Annotated in this window: 18 protein-coding genes; 7 read left to right on the top strand and 11 right to left on the bottom strand. The window is 63.2% G+C overall.

Annotation, left to right across the window (positions count from 1 at the left end; genetic code table 11):
- Positions 1-30: 30 nt before the first annotated feature.
- From AArc1_RS15340 to AArc1_RS15370, 7 genes are all read right to left on the bottom strand, one after another.
- Entirely contained in the window at positions 31-483 is a 453-nt protein-coding gene (locus AArc1_RS15340) for a pyridoxamine 5'-phosphate oxidase family protein (protein ID WP_117365192.1), read from the bottom strand.
- Between the two features lie 51 nt (positions 484-534).
- Complete coding sequence (locus tag AArc1_RS15345) at positions 535-915, bottom strand: hypothetical protein (RefSeq protein WP_117365193.1); 381 nt, start codon at positions 913-915, stop codon at positions 535-537.
- Complete coding sequence (locus AArc1_RS15350) at positions 916-1,176, bottom strand: hypothetical protein (protein ID WP_117365194.1); 261 nt, start codon at positions 1,174-1,176, stop codon at positions 916-918.
- A gap of 64 nt (positions 1,177-1,240) precedes the next feature.
- Positions 1,241-1,594: an AzlD family protein gene (locus tag AArc1_RS15355; protein WP_117365195.1), complete on the bottom strand. Its 354-nt coding sequence runs from the start codon at positions 1,592-1,594 to the stop codon at positions 1,241-1,243.
- Complete coding sequence (locus AArc1_RS15360) at positions 1,584-2,342, bottom strand: AzlC family ABC transporter permease (RefSeq protein WP_117365196.1); 759 nt, start codon at positions 2,340-2,342, stop codon at positions 1,584-1,586. Before AArc1_RS15360 ends, AArc1_RS15355 begins: the two co-directional genes overlap by 11 nt.
- 164 nt (positions 2,343-2,506) lie before the next feature.
- Positions 2,507-2,785 carry a ubiquitin-like small modifier protein 1 gene (locus tag AArc1_RS15365; protein ID WP_117365197.1) on the bottom strand — a complete coding sequence of 93 codons (279 nt, stop codon included), beginning with the start codon at positions 2,783-2,785 and terminating at the stop codon, positions 2,507-2,509.
- A gap of 63 nt (positions 2,786-2,848) precedes the next feature.
- Positions 2,849-3,199, bottom strand: a complete 351-nt coding sequence (locus tag AArc1_RS15370; RefSeq protein WP_117365198.1) for a hypothetical protein — start codon at positions 3,197-3,199, stop codon at positions 2,849-2,851.
- A 357-nt stretch (positions 3,200-3,556) separates the two neighbouring features.
- On the opposite strand from AArc1_RS15370, the gene AArc1_RS15375 reads away from it, so the two are divergent.
- Together AArc1_RS15375 and AArc1_RS15380 are read left to right on the top strand one after the other, a co-directional pair.
- The gene (locus tag AArc1_RS15375; RefSeq protein WP_161958301.1) at positions 3,557-4,783 is read left to right on the top strand and encodes a polysaccharide deacetylase family protein; all 1,227 of its coding nucleotides are present in this window, start codon (positions 3,557-3,559) and stop codon (positions 4,781-4,783) included.
- Positions 4,784-4,925: 142 nt separating this feature from the next.
- Positions 4,926-6,149 (top strand): DUF4397 domain-containing protein, encoded by a 1,224-nt coding sequence (locus tag AArc1_RS15380; protein WP_117365200.1) that lies wholly within the window; start codon positions 4,926-4,928, stop codon positions 6,147-6,149.
- A 560-nt stretch (positions 6,150-6,709) separates the two neighbouring features.
- Here the strand turns inward: AArc1_RS15380 and AArc1_RS15385 are convergent.
- On the bottom strand, positions 6,710-6,985 hold the full coding sequence (locus AArc1_RS15385; protein ID WP_117365201.1) for a PadR family transcriptional regulator: 276 nt from the start codon (positions 6,983-6,985) through the stop codon (positions 6,710-6,712).
- Positions 6,986-7,166: 181 nt separating this feature from the next.
- Here AArc1_RS15385 and AArc1_RS15390 point away from each other — a divergent pair, with 181 nt between their 5' ends.
- Positions 7,167-7,724: an NUDIX hydrolase gene (locus tag AArc1_RS15390; protein ID WP_117365202.1), complete on the top strand. Its 558-nt coding sequence runs from the start codon at positions 7,167-7,169 to the stop codon at positions 7,722-7,724.
- 57 nt (positions 7,725-7,781) lie between these two features.
- On the opposite strand, the gene AArc1_RS15395 is transcribed toward AArc1_RS15390, so the two are convergent.
- Entirely contained in the window at positions 7,782-9,140 is a 1,359-nt protein-coding gene (locus AArc1_RS15395; RefSeq protein WP_117365203.1) for a hypothetical protein, read from the bottom strand.
- 326 nt (positions 9,141-9,466) lie between these two features.
- Between AArc1_RS15395 and tgtA the strand changes: the two genes are divergently transcribed.
- The 4 genes from tgtA (at position 9,467) to AArc1_RS15415 (ending at position 13,968) form a co-directional block, all read left to right on the top strand.
- Complete coding sequence (gene tgtA / locus AArc1_RS15400) at positions 9,467-10,942, top strand: tRNA guanosine(15) transglycosylase TgtA (RefSeq protein ID WP_117365204.1); 1,476 nt, start codon at positions 9,467-9,469, stop codon at positions 10,940-10,942.
- Positions 10,943-10,999: 57 nt separating this feature from the next.
- Positions 11,000-11,356 (top strand): RNA-binding protein, encoded by a 357-nt coding sequence (locus tag AArc1_RS15405; protein WP_117365205.1) that lies wholly within the window; start codon positions 11,000-11,002, stop codon positions 11,354-11,356.
- Positions 11,357-11,416: 60 nt separating this feature from the next.
- Positions 11,417-13,192, top strand: a complete 1,776-nt coding sequence (gene arcS / locus AArc1_RS15410) for an archaeosine synthase subunit alpha (protein WP_117365206.1) — start codon at positions 11,417-11,419, stop codon at positions 13,190-13,192.
- A 170-nt stretch (positions 13,193-13,362) separates the two neighbouring features.
- On the top strand, positions 13,363-13,968 hold the full coding sequence (locus AArc1_RS15415; protein ID WP_117365926.1) for an HdeD family acid-resistance protein: 606 nt from the start codon (positions 13,363-13,365) through the stop codon (positions 13,966-13,968).
- A 34-nt stretch (positions 13,969-14,002) separates the two neighbouring features.
- On the opposite strand, the gene AArc1_RS15420 is transcribed toward AArc1_RS15415, so the two are convergent.
- Positions 14,003-15,685 (bottom strand): bacterio-opsin activator domain-containing protein, encoded by a 1,683-nt coding sequence (locus tag AArc1_RS15420; protein ID WP_117365207.1) that lies wholly within the window; start codon positions 15,683-15,685, stop codon positions 14,003-14,005.
- Positions 15,685-16,137, bottom strand: coding sequence for a response regulator (locus AArc1_RS15425; RefSeq protein WP_117365208.1), 453 nt, complete (start codon positions 16,135-16,137; stop codon positions 15,685-15,687). The genes AArc1_RS15420 and AArc1_RS15425 overlap by 1 nt, the downstream gene beginning before the upstream one ends.
- Positions 16,138-16,971 lie beyond the last annotated feature (834 nt).

Genomic DNA, 16,971 nt, shown 5'->3' on the forward strand with positions numbered 1-16,971 from the left:
TCACTCGCGTTCGAGTCAAAAGACCTCCGTCTACTCCTCGCGGTCGACTTCGGTTCGACGACCCTCGAGCGAGTCGGGGTCGAGTCGGTACAGTTCGATGTCGAGTTCGTTCTTCGATTGAGCCCAGATCTCGAACAGTGGTCGCTTTGCCTGTCCGTACTGAGCGATCTGATCCGCAGTCAGCTCCGATGGTGGAATACCCTCGAGCGTTCCCGACGCGACGATACTCCGATAAACCGGGCCTTGCTCGTCGTAGACGACGAGCCTGGCGGCTGGTGACGAGTCGAGGAACTCCCGCTTTTCGCTTTCCGGCGTCGAAACGAGTCGCATATAGAACTCCCGCTCGCGTTCGTGATACCCGTACGAGATCGGAATCGCGTACGGCTCGTCGGTCCGCGCGAGCGACAACACCCCCGTCTCGTGTCGACCGAGGAAACCGTCGATCTCCGCGTCGGTCATCTCCACTTCCTGATTGATAGCCATCGTCTCAGTGCGTTCTCAATGGAGGAACACCGCCTTTATAGTTGTTATCAGCTACCGGGAGGCGTCAGTGGCTTCAACAATCGGGAAGAACACCGCTTCGCGAATCTCGAGGGCGGTCTCGAACTCCGCCTCACGGTCCCGTTTGCGACCGATCCGCAACAGTTGTTCTTCGTGGGCTCGACGGACGGCCGACGCCTCCCGGTCGCCGAGTTCCAGCGTCACTCCGACCTCGTCCCAGTGGCCCCACTCGACGAGAAACGCCTCCCGGTGCTCGTCCTCGTAAATCTGCTCGTACTCGCGGCGATACCGCTCGACCTGTGGGCTCAGGTGGGCTGTCGTTCGCTCGAGGAGGTCGGGCAACCGAGCCGGCGGAACGCTCGCTTTCGCCGCCGTGAGCACGATCACCTGGCCGTCGATCGGCACGTCAGCCATCTATCCTCCCGCTCGCATCGCCTTCTGTGCGAAACGCTCGACGAGTGGCTCGAGCGTCTCTGTCTCACCCTCGAAGACGACCGTCACCTCCGACAGCGTGAGTGACGGGCCGATCGCGACCGAGTCGACGGTGATCGACGCCGACCAGCCCTCGCCACGGACCAATCCGTCTTCGACGCGTTCGCCACCGAGGTTTCGCAAGTATCGCACCGCGAGCCGCTCGGAGATGCCACGAAAGGAGCGTTCGATGCGCTGTTCCATGGGTTCGATTCGCGTTCTGGACGGATAAACTCGCGCTCGGTGACGGCTCCGGAAGGCCTCGGGTTCAGATGAGGGCCCTGAACCCGACGATGCCGAGAACGCCGGCGACCAGCGCAAGCAGAATGCTCTCGCTTTTCCACATGACGAGCAACACGAGCCCTGCTGCACCCCACTCGGCCGGTCCACCGGCCGCGAGTTCAGGCCCGAGCACTGCGATCACGATCGCGCCCGGGAGCACCGAGAGCCCGGCCTCGAGGCGGTCGCTCAATTCGACGTGACGCACGAGCCAGATGCCCCCGACCTTCGTGAGGACGGTTACAGCGGCCATCGCAAGCACGACCGCGACCACGAGCGGATCGAGCGTGAGCGCATCGCTCGAGGGGGCGACGGCGACTGCGTTGGTTAGCTCACCCGTCATATCGGATCACCTCGACGACGGCTGCAGCGAGCCCACCCAGGAGGATGTACCACTGTCCTGGGACGAGCGCGGAGGCGACGACGGCGACCGCGAGGGCGACGAGCCACGGGACGACGGACGAGCGCCCCTCCCAGAGTTCGGCGGCGAGCGCGACGAAGACGAGTGCCAGCATGAAGTCGATGCCGTACTCGGTCGGGTCGCCGACCGCGCCACCGGCGAGTGCACCGACGGTCGTCGAGGCGACCCAGAAGACCCACATCGCGATCCCGCTGCCGAGCAAGAACGCCCCACGGCCGTTGCCGGATTGCAGGTCGCGAAGCGTCAGCGCCCAGTTTTCGTCCGCCATGAAAAAGAGACTACCGTAGACCTTTTTCCAGGAGAGCGACTGAAACCACGGCTGGAGCGCTGCGCCCATCAGCGAGTATCGCAGATTGATCGCGAAGACGGTGAGGACGATCGTTGCGACCGGGATCGGGTCGGCCCAGAGTTCGATCGCGACGATCTGTGAGGCTCCGGCCAGAACAGTCGCGCTCATCAGTGCCGCCTCGGCGACGCTCAGGCCGGCCTGGTTCGCGAGGACGCCGAAGGCGACCCCGTACCCGCCAACGCCGATCGCGATCGGTGCACACGTAAGGAAACCGGCTCGAACACCGTCCCAGCCGAACGTAACCGGCGTCCGATCCGTCTCCGATACCTGCCGGTCGGCTTCCGACTCCGACGACTCAGCCGTCTCCGCATTCGCTTCCATCGAATCGCTCTATACTCTCTCGAATCGTCGAGACCTAAAGTGATCTCGGAATGGAATCGTCGAGGCGTAAGGCGATCTCGAAGTCGGTTCACCGCTGGTACGAGCGGCTGCTGGAACCCACAAAACGGGACAAACCGGCCGAGAACGAACGTCGAGCAGTCGTCTTACCCGCCAGCAACCGGTGGGAACACTGACAGCGTGTCCCCGTCCTCGAGTTCCGTCTCCGGACCCGCCATGTGTGTGACGTCCCGGCCGTTTTTCAGCACGCTCAGTTGCGGACGGATCGTCCCGTCCTCGAGCAACTGTTCCTCGAGGCCGTCGTACTCCGACTCGAGCGTCGCGAGGACGTCGCCCACTGTAGCGTCGCCGTCGAACCGCCCGGTTCGCTCTTTCTCGCCGACTGCTTCACGGAAGGTGGCGAAAAACCGCATATCGATCTCCATACTCGTACGAGGACCGCCTGACCTATAAGTTCAGTCGGTCGTTCGGACGACGGATCGGAGCGATCAGTCGGCCGAGACGGCGGGTGAAGAGGTATACGAGATCGAACTGACGTCCGCGTTTTCGAGGGCCTCGGCGATCGCGCTCGCGCCGATCTCCTCGGCGCTGGCATCGTCGTCGGCGTCGACGATGACCTCGACGGTGAACTCGAGGGTAATCGTGTACGGGTCAAACGGCGCAGTGGGGTGTTCGTAGACGGTCGCATCGGTGATCTCGAAGTCCGAGATCGTCCCGTCGACAGCGAGAGACTCGAGGCGAGTGGCCAACTCGTCGGTGGCCTCGTCGCGGGCGGTCGTATCAGTTCCCTCGTGGAGGGTAACGAGGGTCGTTCCGGCGCGGGAAACGGCGAACTCCATACCCACCCTATCGACCGAGGCTAATTGAATCCTTGGTCATGAATGTCACGGTCGATTGTCAAAAGCACACCGTACTCGAGGGTAGCATCCACCTACCTGGCGCAGGTTCTGCCCACGTACGTCGATAGGGTACCCGGCGAACCGTTGTATATGAACGGAACCCGGATCGCTCGAGTACGGGTAGACGACTCGACTGCCACGTTGTCGACGCTTGCTACCGTGGTTGCAGGCACGACTACCCTGCTCGACTGCCGGACCAGTCCGAACGAGCGTACTCACCCGCTCCTCCCAAAAATCCGCCGAGACAGCGATGCTACTCCGTCAATAACGATCCGATGGGCCGTACTCGGCCCCCACATGAACCGACGCGCGTATCTCGCGTCCGGGCTCGTGGTAACGATCGGGGGCTGCATGGACGGCAGTGACGGCGACTCGGCCGACGACGGCTCGAGCGACGACGCCAGTGAACAGGAGGCCACCGGACCGATCGAGCCCGAATCGGGCGAGACGGTCGACGACTTCTCCGACATCGACGCATGGGAGCTGGTCGCCGGCGCGGTCGCTCGCGACGAGGATCGAGCGATCGTTGGCGACAGCTGCGCTCGCCTCGAGAACCGTGAGAGTGACGAACAGGCTCGGATCGCCTACGAGTTCGACGAGCCACTCGACTGCCGACGACACAGTCCAGGGCTCGCAATCGCGGCGGATGAGTCGATGGCCCCGTTACTCCAGTTGTTCGACGACGGCGGCGGCCACGTGACGTTCCGGGCGACCATCGAGGCCGACGTCGAACTGCTTCGGCCCCCGTTCGGCATCCAACACGCCGACGACGTCGACCTCGGGGCGATCACCAGGCTCGAGATTGCACACGTCGCCGGCGAAGAGATCGAACGACACCTCTGGATCGACGACCTCCACTTCGTAGCCCGGCCCGAAACGGGCGTCGTCACGCTCCAGTTCGACGGCGGTCACGAGTCGGTCTACGAGAACGGACTCCCGATTACTGAAGAGTACGGCTATCCCGCGACGGTCTTTGTCCCCACTGGCCGCGTCCGCGAGGAAGCCGACCACGACGGCGAGGCACTGGCCGAAACCCAGCTCGAGGAACTCGACGACGCGGGCTGGACGATTGCCAGCCACACGGCTCGCAGCCGCCCGCTCACCGACCTCGAGGACGACGAACGCCGCGAAGAGATCGAAGACGCCGTCGAGTGGCTCGAGAGCGAGGGCTACGACGACGGAACGCGGTACGTCGCCTACCCGTCCGGCCGGTACGACCAGGCTGGGCTCGAGGCCGTACGAGGGGTTCACGAATTCGGGTTCGTCGGCCGCTATCCGTGTCAGGGGGAACCAGCGGAGCCGCTACTGTGCTCGCGCGTCCTCGAGCCAGAGCCAGAGGAGGTCGAAGAGGTACTCGACCGAGCCGCGACCTACGGCGGAATTACGGCACTCGGATGGGGTCGCCTCGAGGATGAGTCGCTCGAGTCGTTCGAGATCACAGTGGAGGTCCTCTCAGAACTCGAAACCGAGGGCGACCTCGAGGTAGTCACGCCCCAAGAACTCGACCAGCGGTACAGTCACTGACAGAGGCCTCGAGGGGTGGTGTAGGAACGGATTTCGAGTTGGTAGGCGGGAAGAACGTACAGCCGACGGAAAGAAACAACCCGAAAATCAGGGTAACTGACTATCCCGTTTTTGCCGTCCACGACCGGCGTTTTGCCTGCCGATGACCATATCACGACGATCCACAATCAAAGCCATAGGCGTCGTCGGTGCCGGCTCGACGCTCTCCGGTACCGCACTGGCAGTCAGTGAATACGATGACGACGAACGAGATCCCGAAGAGACCCCAGAGGACGAGGAGATGGGGGCACTCCGGGTTGCACACTTCTCACCTGATGCACCGGACGTCGACGTCTACGTCGACGACGATCAGATCCTCGCGGACGTCGCGTACGACGACGTCTCGCCGTACCTCGAGATCGCACCAGGAACGTATACCGTAACTATCACCGCCGCCGGAGATCCGGAGACGGTCGCTTACGAAGAACAGGTTACGGTCGACGAAAACTACTACACCGCCGCTGCGATCGGTGAACTCGAGGGTGACGCGCCGGTCGACGACGAGGAAGATGGCCTCGAGGACGAAGAAGCAGACGGCCTCGAGGACGAGGAAGACGACGAGACGTTCGATGAGGACCCAGACACCGCGTTCGACGTCCTGTTACTCGTCGACGACACCCCCGAAGACGTACAGGAGGAGACGGCGAATCTCCGGTTCGTCCACGCCTCGCCCGACGCCCCGGCCGTCGACATCGTCGACGAAGAAAGCGGTGCAGCGATCTTCGAGGGCGTTCCCTTCGGACAACCGACCGGATACGTCCCGGTCGAACCGACCGAGACGACGATCGGGGTGTTCCCCGCGGACGACGAAGCGGACGGCCTCGATAACGAGGATGATGAGGACGGCCTCGAGGAAGCGGACGACGAGGACGACGGCTTCGAGACGGAAGAAGACGTAATCGAGCCGGAAGACCCAGTCCTATCGGTCGACGTCGAACTCGAGGAGCAGATGGCGTACACCGCCTTCGCTATCGGGTACCTCGAGGACGAGGAGGTCGACGACGAGATGGCCGACGATGACGACGATCCGTTGGCCGACGACGAGATCGAAGAGGATGAAGAGCGTCCGCTCGACGTTCGCCTGCTCGTCGACGGGACGATGGAAGAAGAAGAAGACGACGTCGAACCCGAAGAAGAAGAGGAACTGGAGCCGGACGAAGAAGAGCCCGAACCAGAAGAAGAAGACGTCGAACCGGATGAGGAAGAAGCAGTCGATCCAGATGAAGAAGCAGTCGACCCGGATGACGACGAACTCGAGCCTGACGAAGAGCCCGAGCCAACAGAAGACGACTACGAGGACGACGAGCTGGTAGAAGCTGACGACTGATCGATGAGCGGCGCGAACTGACTGCCTGCGGGCTACCGTAAACGGCAGCATACGGCGTCGAGCAGCCGCTGTACGACACCATTTCTTTCGTTCACCCGAGCCTACAGGGAGCATCCTGAACAGCCAGCGCTGTCCTGCGACCGATGACGTAGCTCGCCGCTCCGGTGACGGCGAACGACTAACAGTCTAGTGGTGTGACCGATATGCACACGGATCGAACCGCCGAGACACTCTCGAAGCGCGCAGGCTGCTCGAGTCGACGCTGCTGGGTTGGTTTCGGGTCGAAGTCAGTCTGGTCTCGAGTCGACTCTTCGCGCCGGACGGACGAGGCAGTGCGAGTCGGCAGCTCGAGGTGCAACCGCCGGCAGCGTCACTGGTGTCGCATCGGGGGTGCTCGAAACTCGAGTGACACCGGTTCGCGAGCGCTGACAATCGCTACAGAGCTGTGTCGTCGATCAACCCTGAAAGCTTCAGTCAGGAGTGATACTGCCGGACAGCAGGCAATAGAGAGAATTCGCCGCATTTCAGACGAACTCTCACACTAGTGTTATCCGACAGTGTTAGACGTCGACGTACTGATCGACCCACTCCTGTCGGCGCTGGAGTTCTCGCCGCCCTTTGGGAGTCAGAGCGTAGTAGTTCGTCCGTCGATCGAGTTGGCCTTTCTCGACGAGGTCCATCTCGACAAGAGTGTCGAGGTTCGGATACAGCCGGCCGTGTGTGACCGGTTGATCGATGTACCGATTGATATCGTCGAGAATCTCCTGGCCTGACGGACGGTCTTTGCCGGCGATGACGTACAAGAGGTCACGTTGAAATCCGGTGAGTTTGTCCATGGATCATCCTCTGAATACCGACGTTCACCGATTCATGGCTTTGTTATAGAGGTGGTACGACGGAGAAATATCGCGGAACGGACCGCGTAGCCGCGGTACAGCCCGCATTATCGAACGACGTCGACGAGCCGACTTCGGTCGTGACGGGGCGTTTTTGGGTCGGACACCCGTACCGACCGGTATGCCAACCGATCCGCTGGCCTGGAAGACGCTCGATCGCTCGGTAGCGTACACCTGCCCCGGCTTCGACGTCGTTAACGAAACCGTTCGACTTCCTGACGAAACCGAGACCGACTTCGACTACCTCTCGGAACCAGCGAGCGTCTGCGTGCTCCCCTTTCGTCCGGACGGCGACGTCGTCTGCATCGACGAGTGGCGACAGGCTGTCGGCCGCGTCAACCGCGGCCTCCCCGTCGGCGGTACCGAACCTGACGACGACGACCTCGAGGCCGCGGCCCGTCGCGAACTCGCCGAAGAGACCGGCCACGAGGCCGACCGGCTCGAGCCGCTGGTGACCGTCGAACCCGCCAACGGTATGGCCGACGCCGTCTTGCACGTCTTCGTCGCGTTCGACTGCCGGCCGACGGCCGAACAACGACTCGATCACAACGAGAGTATCCGCGTGACGGTGATGGGGTACGACGACCTTCTCGAGGCCGTCGGCGCTGGTGAGATCCGCGACGGCCGAACCGTGCTCGCGGTCTCACACTACGAGTTGTTCGGCGTCGACGGCGAGTGACGGCCCCGTCGGCGATGGAATCGGTCAGCAAAAGCGACGGCTGGCGATCGAATCCGGTTAGCCCAGAAGGCCGACCGACAGCACACCGTCGTCCGCATCGTCTGCATCATCGTCCTCCACTACGGAGTCGTCGGCTTCCTCGTCGTCATCGAGACTATCATCGGCTTCGTCGTCGTTCTCGAGGCCGTCGGCTTCGGCGATCGTCAGCGAGTCGGCGGTCGCGTCACCGATGTCGATCGAGGAGGCGGAGGCCTGCATGACGGTTTCCTCGTCGTTGACGTCGTTCTCGTTCTCAACGTCGTTCTCATCGTCGTCCATCATGTCATCGTCGTCATCCATCATGTCATCGTCGTCATCGAGACCATCATCGGCTTCGTCGTCATCCATCATGTCATCGTCGTCATCGAGACCATCATCGGCTTCGTCGTCGTCCATCATGTCGTCGTCTTCCTCGTCGACGTCGTCAACCGACTCGACAGTCATCGAGTCGATCGTGATTTCGTCGACGTCGAACTGCTCGATCGTGAGTGAGCCGATCTCTTGCTCTTCAACGTCGTTGTCGTCATCATCGTTGAGGAGGCCATCGTCTTCTTCGTCATCATCGTTCTCCTCATCGTCGTCGTTGAGAAGGTCATCATCGTTCTCCTCATCGTCGTCGTTGAGAAGGTCATCATCTTCCTCCTCAACGTCGTTCTCCTCGGCTTCTTCGTCGTCGACGTCATTGTCCTCGACAGTCAGGTCGTCGATCGTCATTTGATCGACATCCATCGTCTCGATAGTGAGGTCTTCGACGGTGAGCGAGTCGGCGTCCTCGTCGATCAGGTCGTCTTCCTCGTCAACGTCGTTTTCGTCGTCAACGTCGTTCTCCTCGTCGTCGACACCGTTCTCTTCGTCATCGTCGAGCGCATCGTCTTCTTCGTCAGCGAGATCGTCGTCTTCCTCGTCGACGTCGTCGGCCTCATCCTCATCGAGCTCGAGGTCGTCGACAGTCACGTCGTCGAGTTCGAGCTGTTCGATCTCGACGTCAGAGAAGGTGACCTCGCCGTTTTCGACGTTGTTGTCGTCGTCAACAGCGTTTTCATCGTCATCGACGTCGTTCTCTTCGTCGTCAAGGGCGTCATCGTTGTCGTCGTTCATCGCGTCATCGTCTTGCTCGTCGACGTCGTTGTCGTCCTCGACGGCCGCCATGAGTTCGTCCTCGTCAGCGTCGAGGTCATCAACGTTCAACTCCTCGATTGTCGCGTCCTCGACCGTGACGTCCTCGAGTTCGAGGGTTTCTACGTCGATATTTTGCAGGGTTACGCTTACGTCGCCATCGTCGGCCGCTGACGTCGCACCGGCGAGGGCAGGTCCGCCAGAGAGTGCGACCATCAGGGCCACGAGTACAACACCGAGCGTCTGTGATCGTGACAGCATGCGCTCTGACGCTACCGTCACGTACAGAGTAAAACGAGGCGACTGTTACGTCATTAGCTCGGTCAAAGCCACGGTTTGAACCGTGCAACGGTCGATAATCGAGCTTTCATTTCCCCGAGGGAAGCGGTGACGTGCTGCTCGCTCGAGGAGCGGTTGCTCAGGCAAACAGTCAGTTTGGCCTGCGGTCGCCACCGCGTATACGTCTGTCGGCGAACGGCGTCCCTACGGCTTCAACGGTGTGCTGCGGTTCGAAACTCGGTCGAGGTTCGACCGGCCGTGGTCGGAAATCTTCACTGACTTACGTCCGACCACCCAACGGAGGACCAATGCGCGAGCACTTCGAGCTACGGGCCGTCGACGCCGGCGGGCGGATCGGCGAACTCACCGTCCCACGGGCCGAGACGACCGTCGAGACGCCGGCACTGTTGCCGGTGATCAACCCGAACCTGGATACGATTAGCCCCCGTCGACTCGCCGACGAGTTCGGTGCCGAGATCCTCATTACGAACTCCTACATCATCCATAGTACCGACGACGTCCGCGAACGCGCCGTAGCGGAGGGGCTACACGAACTGCTGGATTTCCCCGGTGCGATCATGACCGACTCGGGCTCCTTTCAACTCTCGGAGTACGGCGAGATCAGCGTCACGACCGAAGAGATCCTCGAGTTCCAGCACCGAATCGGCTCTGACATCGGGACGCCGGTCGACATCCCGACGCCACCGGACGTCACACGTGAACGCGCCGAAGCCGAACTCGAGACGACCCAGGAACGGCTCGAGCTCGCCGAAACCGTCGACACCGGCGACATGCTCGTTACCGCGCCCGTTCAGGGCTCGACCTACCCCGACCTTCGAGAGGCGGCCGCCCGCCACGCCGACGGGACCACCCTCGACGTCTTCCCGGTCGGCGCGGTCGTCCCGTTGATGAACGAGTATCGGTACGACGACATGGTCGACGTCGTCGCCGCCGCAAAGCGCGGGCTGGGTGCCGACGCACCGGTTCACCTCTTCGGTGCGGGCCACCCCATGATGTTCGCACTCGGCGTCGCGATGGGCTGTGACCTGTTTGACTCCGCCGCTTACGCTCTCTATGCCCGCGACGATCGTTATCTGACGGTTCGTGGCACCCGCCACCTCGAGGACCTCGAGTATCTCCCGTGTTCGTGTCCCGTCTGTACCGCGTTCTCGCCCGAGGAACTCCGGGAGCTGCCGGACGACCGCCGCGAGGAGGAACTCGCCGCCCACAACCTCCACGTCACGTTCGAGGAACTGCGCCGGATCAAACAGGCCATCCGCGCCGGCACCCTCCTCGAACTCGTCGAACAGCGCGCCCGGGCACACCCGACGATGCTCGACGGCTACCGGACGCTGCTCGACCACGCCACCCAGCTCGAGGAGTCCGACCCCGTCTCGAAGGGCTCGTTCTTCTACACCTCTCACGAGAGCGCCCGTCGCCCCGAGGTGCTCCGCCACCACAAACGCCTCGAGCGACTCTCAGTACCGGGCTCACTGTTGCTCACGGAGGGCCAACCCGCCCGCGGCGACGAGTTCGACGAGTCCTGGCGGGTCGAACCGCCGTTTGGCCCGTTCCCACGGGCGCTGTCGAAGAGCTATCCGCTCACCGCGGAAGTTCCCGAACGGACGGATCGTGCGGCACTCGCGGCTGCGGCCGACGGCGTCGCCCGCCTCGTCGAGACGAACCCGGACGCCGACGTGACGCTTGGCCATCGCGGCTGGCCGGCCAGCGTCCTCGAGCGCGTGCCCGACGGAGTCACGCTGGTCGACCTCGACGAGGCGTAGTCGGACCACGGCAACGCCGATCAGAACAGCGAAGAGGGACGCGTTCCCAGTCGGCGTATGCTCGGTGCAACGTCGCTCGTCCTCGGTGTGATCGTGACGGTCCTGTTCGGCTCGTGGCTGATCCGGCGGTTTCGCGGGGGCTCAAGCGACCGGCGTGAGTCATGGGAGCGACACAAGGAAGCCCAGACGCGAGCACCACCGGTCGACCTCGGTGAGACACGACGCGGCGTCGTCGAGGACTTCTCCGAACACCACACCGGCAAGCGCCACGCCGTCTGCAAGGTCGAGGGGTTCGTCGTCTTCGTCGAGGACATCCCCCGCGGGCTCGAGGAAGGTGACGTGATCCAACTCGAGGTTCGGTCGTTCAATCGCGGCCACACCTCTGCGACGGCGACGTTTCTCGAGCGCGTCTGATCGGGCACCGTCGGCGCCAGGACCGACAGCCTCTTTCGCCCTCCCCCTCCCAGTTTTCGTATGACCGAGTACTTCGAAGTACACGCTCGCGACGGGGCCGCGCGCGTGGGCGAACTCCGCCTCGAGTCGGCCCGGACGACACCCGCGCTTGTCGACGACATCCTCGAGGATGCGGGCTCGCTGTGGGCTGCCGATCGCGAGGTACCCGCGGGCGACGAGTCGACGCTGACCGTGCTCCCCCACCGAGCGTTCCCCGGCGGCACCGCCCCGGAAGTCCAGAAGTCGTTCGCCGTCGACTACCCCGACGTCGACTATCCGAGCGTCGCCGTCGTCTCGAGTGAGTCCGTCGACGATCAGGGGACCGACGCCTACGCCGTCTCCAACGTGCAGTCAATCGTCGGCCACGGCGCGGCACTCGTCGAGGCCGTCGTCTCCGTCCGCGAGGCGATTCCGGCCGACACCGCACTCTACTTCTCGGGGGTCGCGACGCCGCGAAACGTCGCGCTGCTCGCCTACGCTGGCGTCGACCTCTTCGATGCGACCGCGGCCGTCATCAGGGGCACCGAGGGCCGCTATCTCACGACCGACGAGGCGTACTTCCTCGAGGACCTCGAGGAACTGCCCTGCTCGTGTCCGGCCTGCCAGCAGCCACGCGAGGCGTTTTCCCGCGAGGACTGCGCCGAACACAACCGCAACGCACTCGAGGCCGAACTCGGAATCGTCCGCCAGCGGATTCGCGACGGCCGCCTGCGCGATTACCTCGAGGGACAGGCCCGTCAGGATCAGTGGCTCACCGCGGCGATGCGCGAACTGGATTCACAGTGGAGCTATCTCGAAGAGCGCACGCCGATCCTGCGGGACGCCCAGATCGACGCCGCGAGCGAAGAGACGCTGCGCCGGGTGGAGATTCAGCGGTACGCCGACCGCGTGACGACGCGGTACCGGAACCGATTCCGAAACCCGCTCGTCTTGGTGCCCTGCTCGGCGGCGAAACCCTACAGCGAGTCCCAGAGCCACCGTCAGTTCCACGACGCGATCCAGTGGCGCGGTCACCTCGTCTCGATGACCAGCCCGATCGGCGTCGTCCCGCAGGAACTCGAGACCACGTACCCGGCCCAGCACTACGACACCGTCGTGACGGGCCGGTGGTCCGAAGACGAAAAACAGTTCGTCAGCGAGGTACTCCGGCGGTATCTCGAGCGCAACGCCGAGAGTTACCCGTACGTCGTCGCGCACGTCCCCGACGAGGGCTACCGGGACATCGTTTCCCGCGTCGAGGAGTCGTGGACCGGCGAGGAGGACCTCGACGTGACGTACACCGTCCCCGAGGGTGGCCACCCAACCGATGACGAATCACTCACGAACCTCGCTTCGGCGCTTTCGGGCGAACTCAAATACTCCAAACGCGAGCGCGAGCACAACACCGTCCGCGCCATCGCCGACTACCTGCTCGGCGACGGGGCCGGCGACGGCCTCTTCGAGGAGATCCAGACCACGAGCCGATACCCGAAGATCCAGGTCCGCGACCGCGAGGACACGCAACTGGCCACGATGGTCCCCCAGTACGGGACGCTGTCGTTCACGCTCGAGGGGGCAAAGCGGTGGGTCGAGGCCGACGTCCCCACGAAGCGCGTCGAAATCGACGGCTTCGTCCCCCACGGCAGCGTGCTCGCGCCTGGCGTCGTCGACGCCGACGAGGACATCCGGGTGGGCGACGAGGTCGTCGTCGACGGGCCCAACGCCTTCGGCGTCGGCCGCGCCGAGATGTTCGGCCGCGAGATGGCCGAGAGCACCCGAGGGATCGCCTGCGAGATCCGTCACGTCGAAGAGAAATAACGGCCGACGCGACGCCCTTACGGCCGTTTTCAACACACTGACGTGTCTTTGATCGCTGGTCCAAGAGCGTCTGAAACGCCTGTTCGTTCCGGCTCCGGACTGGTCCGCCGCCGCGATATACTGTCAAATAGTGAATCATTGTTATGTCGTTCCGTGGCGTACTCAGATCGATGACTCCGATACACGCAGTCTCGACAGCCGGTGACGTACCCGAATACTCCCTCGAGCGCGGCTGGCGGACGCTCGCGATCGCTGGCGGGGTCGTCGGTCTGCTCGGACTCCTCGCGATCGCGTTCCCGTTCGTGACCGGGCTTTCGGTAACACTCGGGCTTGGCGCACTCCTCCTCGTCAGCGGAATCGTCCACGGCGCTCACGCGTTCACCGCTCAGGGCTGGGACGGCCGACTCTGGCAGGTCGCACTCGCCGTCGTCTCCGTACTCGCCGGTCTCCTCTTGCTGGTGAACCCCGTCGTCGGCCTCGTGGGCCTCACGATGCTGGTGATCGCGTACCTGGCGGTCGACGCCGTCGCTGAGCTCTGGATGGCGATGCGGATGGACGAACAGCCTGGACGAGCGTCGATCGCTGCCAGCGGCGTCCTCTCGCTTGTCCTCGCTTTGCTCCTCTGGGTCGGCTTCCCGGCTGATGCGGCCTGGGCGATCGGTCTCCTCGTGGGCATCAGCCTCCTGTTGACCGGTCTCTCGATGGCGGTCGTCGCCATTACCGGCCGAAAAGCCGAGGACGTGACGCCGCCTGCGACCGAACCGCGCCAGGCATAGTGCGCCAGGCGTAACTCGGCCCTGATTTTCCGATCTACTCCCCGAGTACCAAATCGAAGAACTTCCGTTCGGCCGTCCGGAGGTGCTGGTTTAACGTCGCGGGGGCGATCCCAAGTCGGTCGGCGATCTCTTCGCCCGTACTCCCACGGGGCCAATCGAAGTAGCCCGCGTAGTACGCCGTCTCGAGTGCGACTCGCTGTTTTTCGGTGAGTTCGTCTTCGAGGACCGACTGTGCACCCGACTCGGCGTGGTCGCTGCGGTCGGTCGTCCGCTGGGCGAGATGAGTGATGTCGTCGCGTTCGTTCTGGATGAGTTCGACCATCTGGCGAGTGTCTCGCCCGCGCGGAAGTTCGACGACGAATCGGAACTCCCCGTCGGCGATCGTCGCTGACTCGACGCGCCCGCCGTGGGTAGCGATCGTCTCGAACAGCGAGACGGCCGCAGGGGCAACGAGTTCGAACTCGAACGTCTCACGTCTGGCCGCAAGCACCCGTGCGTCGGTGATCCCCGGTGTTCGGTCGACGGCCTCGAGAAACGTCTCCTGTGAGACGTCGTTGGCCGAGCCGTAGGCGAGCAGTGCCTCGTCACCGCTGACGAGTTGGTCGATCTCGATCGAACACGCTTCGGTCGCCGAAAGGTCGACCAGCGGCTCGGCCATCTCGTCGAGTCGGAACTCGAGTTCGACGACGGTGTCGCTGACGAGGGCGTCCCTGCGCTCGATCGCCGTAATCGCGTGGGCGATAACGTCGCCGATGCGAGCAAGGATCGGAATCTCGGGTTCGGTGAACGCTCGTGGTCGGGCCGAATAAAGGTTCAGGACGCCATAGACGAGGTCTTCGTGGACGATCGGGACCGCCGCTGACGAGCGGTAGTCCCGCTCAGTGGCCTGTTCGCGCCAGGGCTCGAACGCAGGATCGGTTTGAACGTCCGTCGTGATCTGTACGCTCCCGGTCCGAATAGCCCGTCCGGTTGGCCCCTGTCCGGTCGGATCGTCCGCGTCGGCGCTCACCTCGATCTCCTCGAGGTAGTCTTCGCCAACGCCGGCGGCGACTTTCGGGATGACCTGGTCGCTGCCAGGGTTGACCTCGCCGATCCAGGCGAACCGATACGCGTCGGACTTGACGAGCCGGTCACAGACCCGTTGCTCGAGTTCGTCTCGCGTCTCTGTCGTGATCACCGCGTGAGTCACGTCGTGGCCGATCCGGTTGAGCCGGTTGAACGCCTCGAGTTGGTCGCGCTGACGGTGTCGAATTCGTTCCTGTCGGGCGCGCTCGATCGCGTGATAGATCGTCCGGACGAGCAACTCGCTTGTCACCTCGTCTTTGACGAGAAAGTCCTGCGCCCCACGCTGGATCGCGTCGACGCCGATACGCTGGTCGCGGACTCCAGTGAGAACGACGATCGGCACGTCGCTCTCGCCGTCGACTCGCTCGAGTGTCTCCAGTCCCGTGCTGTCGGGTAAGTTCAAATCGAGTAACACCACGTCTGCGGACTCGGAACGGAGCCGCTCGAGGCCGTCCTCGAGGCGGTTCGCGTGGGTTAGCTCTGGTCTTCGGTCCTCGTGCTCGTCGGCGCTGACCCGCCGGGCGAGTTCGGCGGTATCGCGAAGCATCTCCTCGATCAGCCGAGCGTCGCCGGGGTTGTCTTCGATCAGAAGGATGCGAAGGAGGCTCGCTGAGTCGGGAGCCGTCGTCTCGTTGGGTTCGGTTTCGCTCATCACCGATCACGCTCCGGCGGGAGTCGCACGACGGAAAACCAGAACTTCTCGAAGGCACGAACAGTGTCGATGAACTCGTCGGGGTCGACCGGCTTCGTGAGGTAGGCGTTTGCGTGCAAGTCGTACGACTTGACGACGTCCTCTTCGGCTCGAGAACTCGTCAGGACGATTACCGGGATCGGGCGCAACTCGGGATCGGCTTTGAGCTCTTCGAGGACCGCCTCGCCGCCAGTCCGGGGCAGGTTGAGATCCAGCAAGATGAGATCCGGCCGCGGTGCGTCTGCGTACTCGCCGCGCCGGTGGAGAAAGTCGAGCGCCTGGGCCCCGTCGGGGACGACGTGGAGTTCGTTCTCGATCCGTCCCGCCTCGAACGCCTCTCTGGTCAGCCTGACGTCGCCGGGGTTGTCCTCGACCAGTAACAGCTGTGCGGATGTAGGGTGAGCGTTACTCATCGATTACACGGGCACTCTCGAGTTCGTCGCCCTCGGTTCTCCCATCGATGCCACGACTGTGATCGACCAGCGAGACGGTGCGAACCACGTGGTCGGGACCGATTCTCCCTCCCACCCGGAAATGGCGGTGTGACACTGTTACCCATCGTTCACCGTGAAGCCGGATATACATAGGGGCTCGTCGAGCCGTCGGAGGGTCAGTCCTCGCTCGAGGAGTTGCTCGGCTCGACGTCGGTTGCTCGCTCACGGCTCCGGGAACCAGGTGTATGGTCGAACGGTTCGAGAGGGACATGGTGGATTGACGCAGCTAAGTAGACTGGCGGAGATAAGCGTACGGTGAACTACCCCACCCTACCGCGCTCGGGGCTACTCGCCCCTCGGTTGTAGAGGGTGGGGCTTCCTGTTTCTGTGCTGAGCGGTCAAACAAAATTCTGTATACCGAAATGAGGTTCATGTATCGAGTGAGACGGTCGACAACACCCACAGCACCCCCATCCGTCCCATCGATGGCGCAACTGGCATCGGCGTTCGACTATGCGTCCCGGGATAGCCCTAAACTGCGCGAACCAGGCGAGCAACAGCAACAATCACCCGGAAACAGGTGTTGACTCGAGCACTCGGGTCGGTTCGGTAGACTCACGCACCGGCGAACAACCTGATCTGTCACAGCTCGGCCACGCTGTTCCACCGTCAGTTGGCCTCCGGACGGCTCGAATCGAGGAGACCTGATCGACCACCCTGACCCATTGGTTCGAACCGCCGGGAACCTCTTCCTCCGTGTCGAGTCATAGTTAGATCGGACTCCCAGCGACTCGAGTCGGTCAAAGCCTGCTG

The organism is Natrarchaeobaculum sulfurireducens, from assembly GCF_003430825.1.
Lineage (GTDB): Archaea > Halobacteriota > Halobacteria > Halobacteriales > Natrialbaceae > Natrarchaeobaculum > Natrarchaeobaculum sulfurireducens.

Coding starts and splice junctions, on each gene's coding strand:
- AArc1_RS15415 (WP_117365926.1), top strand. CDS start 13,363: ATGACTCCGATACACGCAGTCTCGACAGCCGGTGACGTACCCGAATAC.
- tgtA (WP_117365204.1), top strand. CDS start 9,467: ATGCGCGAGCACTTCGAGCTACGGGCCGTCGACGCCGGCGGGCGGATC.
- AArc1_RS15370 (WP_117365198.1), bottom strand. CDS start 3,199: ATGGAGTTCGCCGTTTCCCGCGCCGGAACGACCCTCGTTACCCTCCAC.
- AArc1_RS15425 (WP_117365208.1), bottom strand. CDS start 16,137: ATGAGTAACGCTCACCCTACATCCGCACAGCTGTTACTGGTCGAGGAC.
- AArc1_RS15375 (WP_161958301.1), top strand. CDS start 3,557: ATGAACCGACGCGCGTATCTCGCGTCCGGGCTCGTGGTAACGATCGGG.
- AArc1_RS15380 (WP_117365200.1), top strand. CDS start 4,926: ATGACCATATCACGACGATCCACAATCAAAGCCATAGGCGTCGTCGGT.
- AArc1_RS15360 (WP_117365196.1), bottom strand. CDS start 2,342: ATGGAAGCGAATGCGGAGACGGCTGAGTCGTCGGAGTCGGAAGCCGAC.
- AArc1_RS15385 (WP_117365201.1), bottom strand. CDS start 6,985: ATGGACAAACTCACCGGATTTCAACGTGACCTCTTGTACGTCATCGCC.
- AArc1_RS15390 (WP_117365202.1), top strand. CDS start 7,167: ATGCCAACCGATCCGCTGGCCTGGAAGACGCTCGATCGCTCGGTAGCG.
- AArc1_RS15365 (WP_117365197.1), bottom strand. CDS start 2,785: ATGGAGATCGATATGCGGTTTTTCGCCACCTTCCGTGAAGCAGTCGGC.
- AArc1_RS15350 (WP_117365194.1), bottom strand. CDS start 1,176: ATGGAACAGCGCATCGAACGCTCCTTTCGTGGCATCTCCGAGCGGCTC.
- AArc1_RS15340 (WP_117365192.1), bottom strand. CDS start 483: ATGGCTATCAATCAGGAAGTGGAGATGACCGACGCGGAGATCGACGGT.
- AArc1_RS15355 (WP_117365195.1), bottom strand. CDS start 1,594: ATGACGGGTGAGCTAACCAACGCAGTCGCCGTCGCCCCCTCGAGCGAT.
- AArc1_RS15420 (WP_117365207.1), bottom strand. CDS start 15,685: ATGAGCGAAACCGAACCCAACGAGACGACGGCTCCCGACTCAGCGAGC.
- AArc1_RS15405 (WP_117365205.1), top strand. CDS start 11,000: ATGCTCGGTGCAACGTCGCTCGTCCTCGGTGTGATCGTGACGGTCCTG.
- AArc1_RS15345 (WP_117365193.1), bottom strand. CDS start 915: ATGGCTGACGTGCCGATCGACGGCCAGGTGATCGTGCTCACGGCGGCG.
- arcS (WP_117365206.1), top strand. CDS start 11,417: ATGACCGAGTACTTCGAAGTACACGCTCGCGACGGGGCCGCGCGCGTG.
- AArc1_RS15395 (WP_117365203.1), bottom strand. CDS start 9,140: ATGCTGTCACGATCACAGACGCTCGGTGTTGTACTCGTGGCCCTGATG.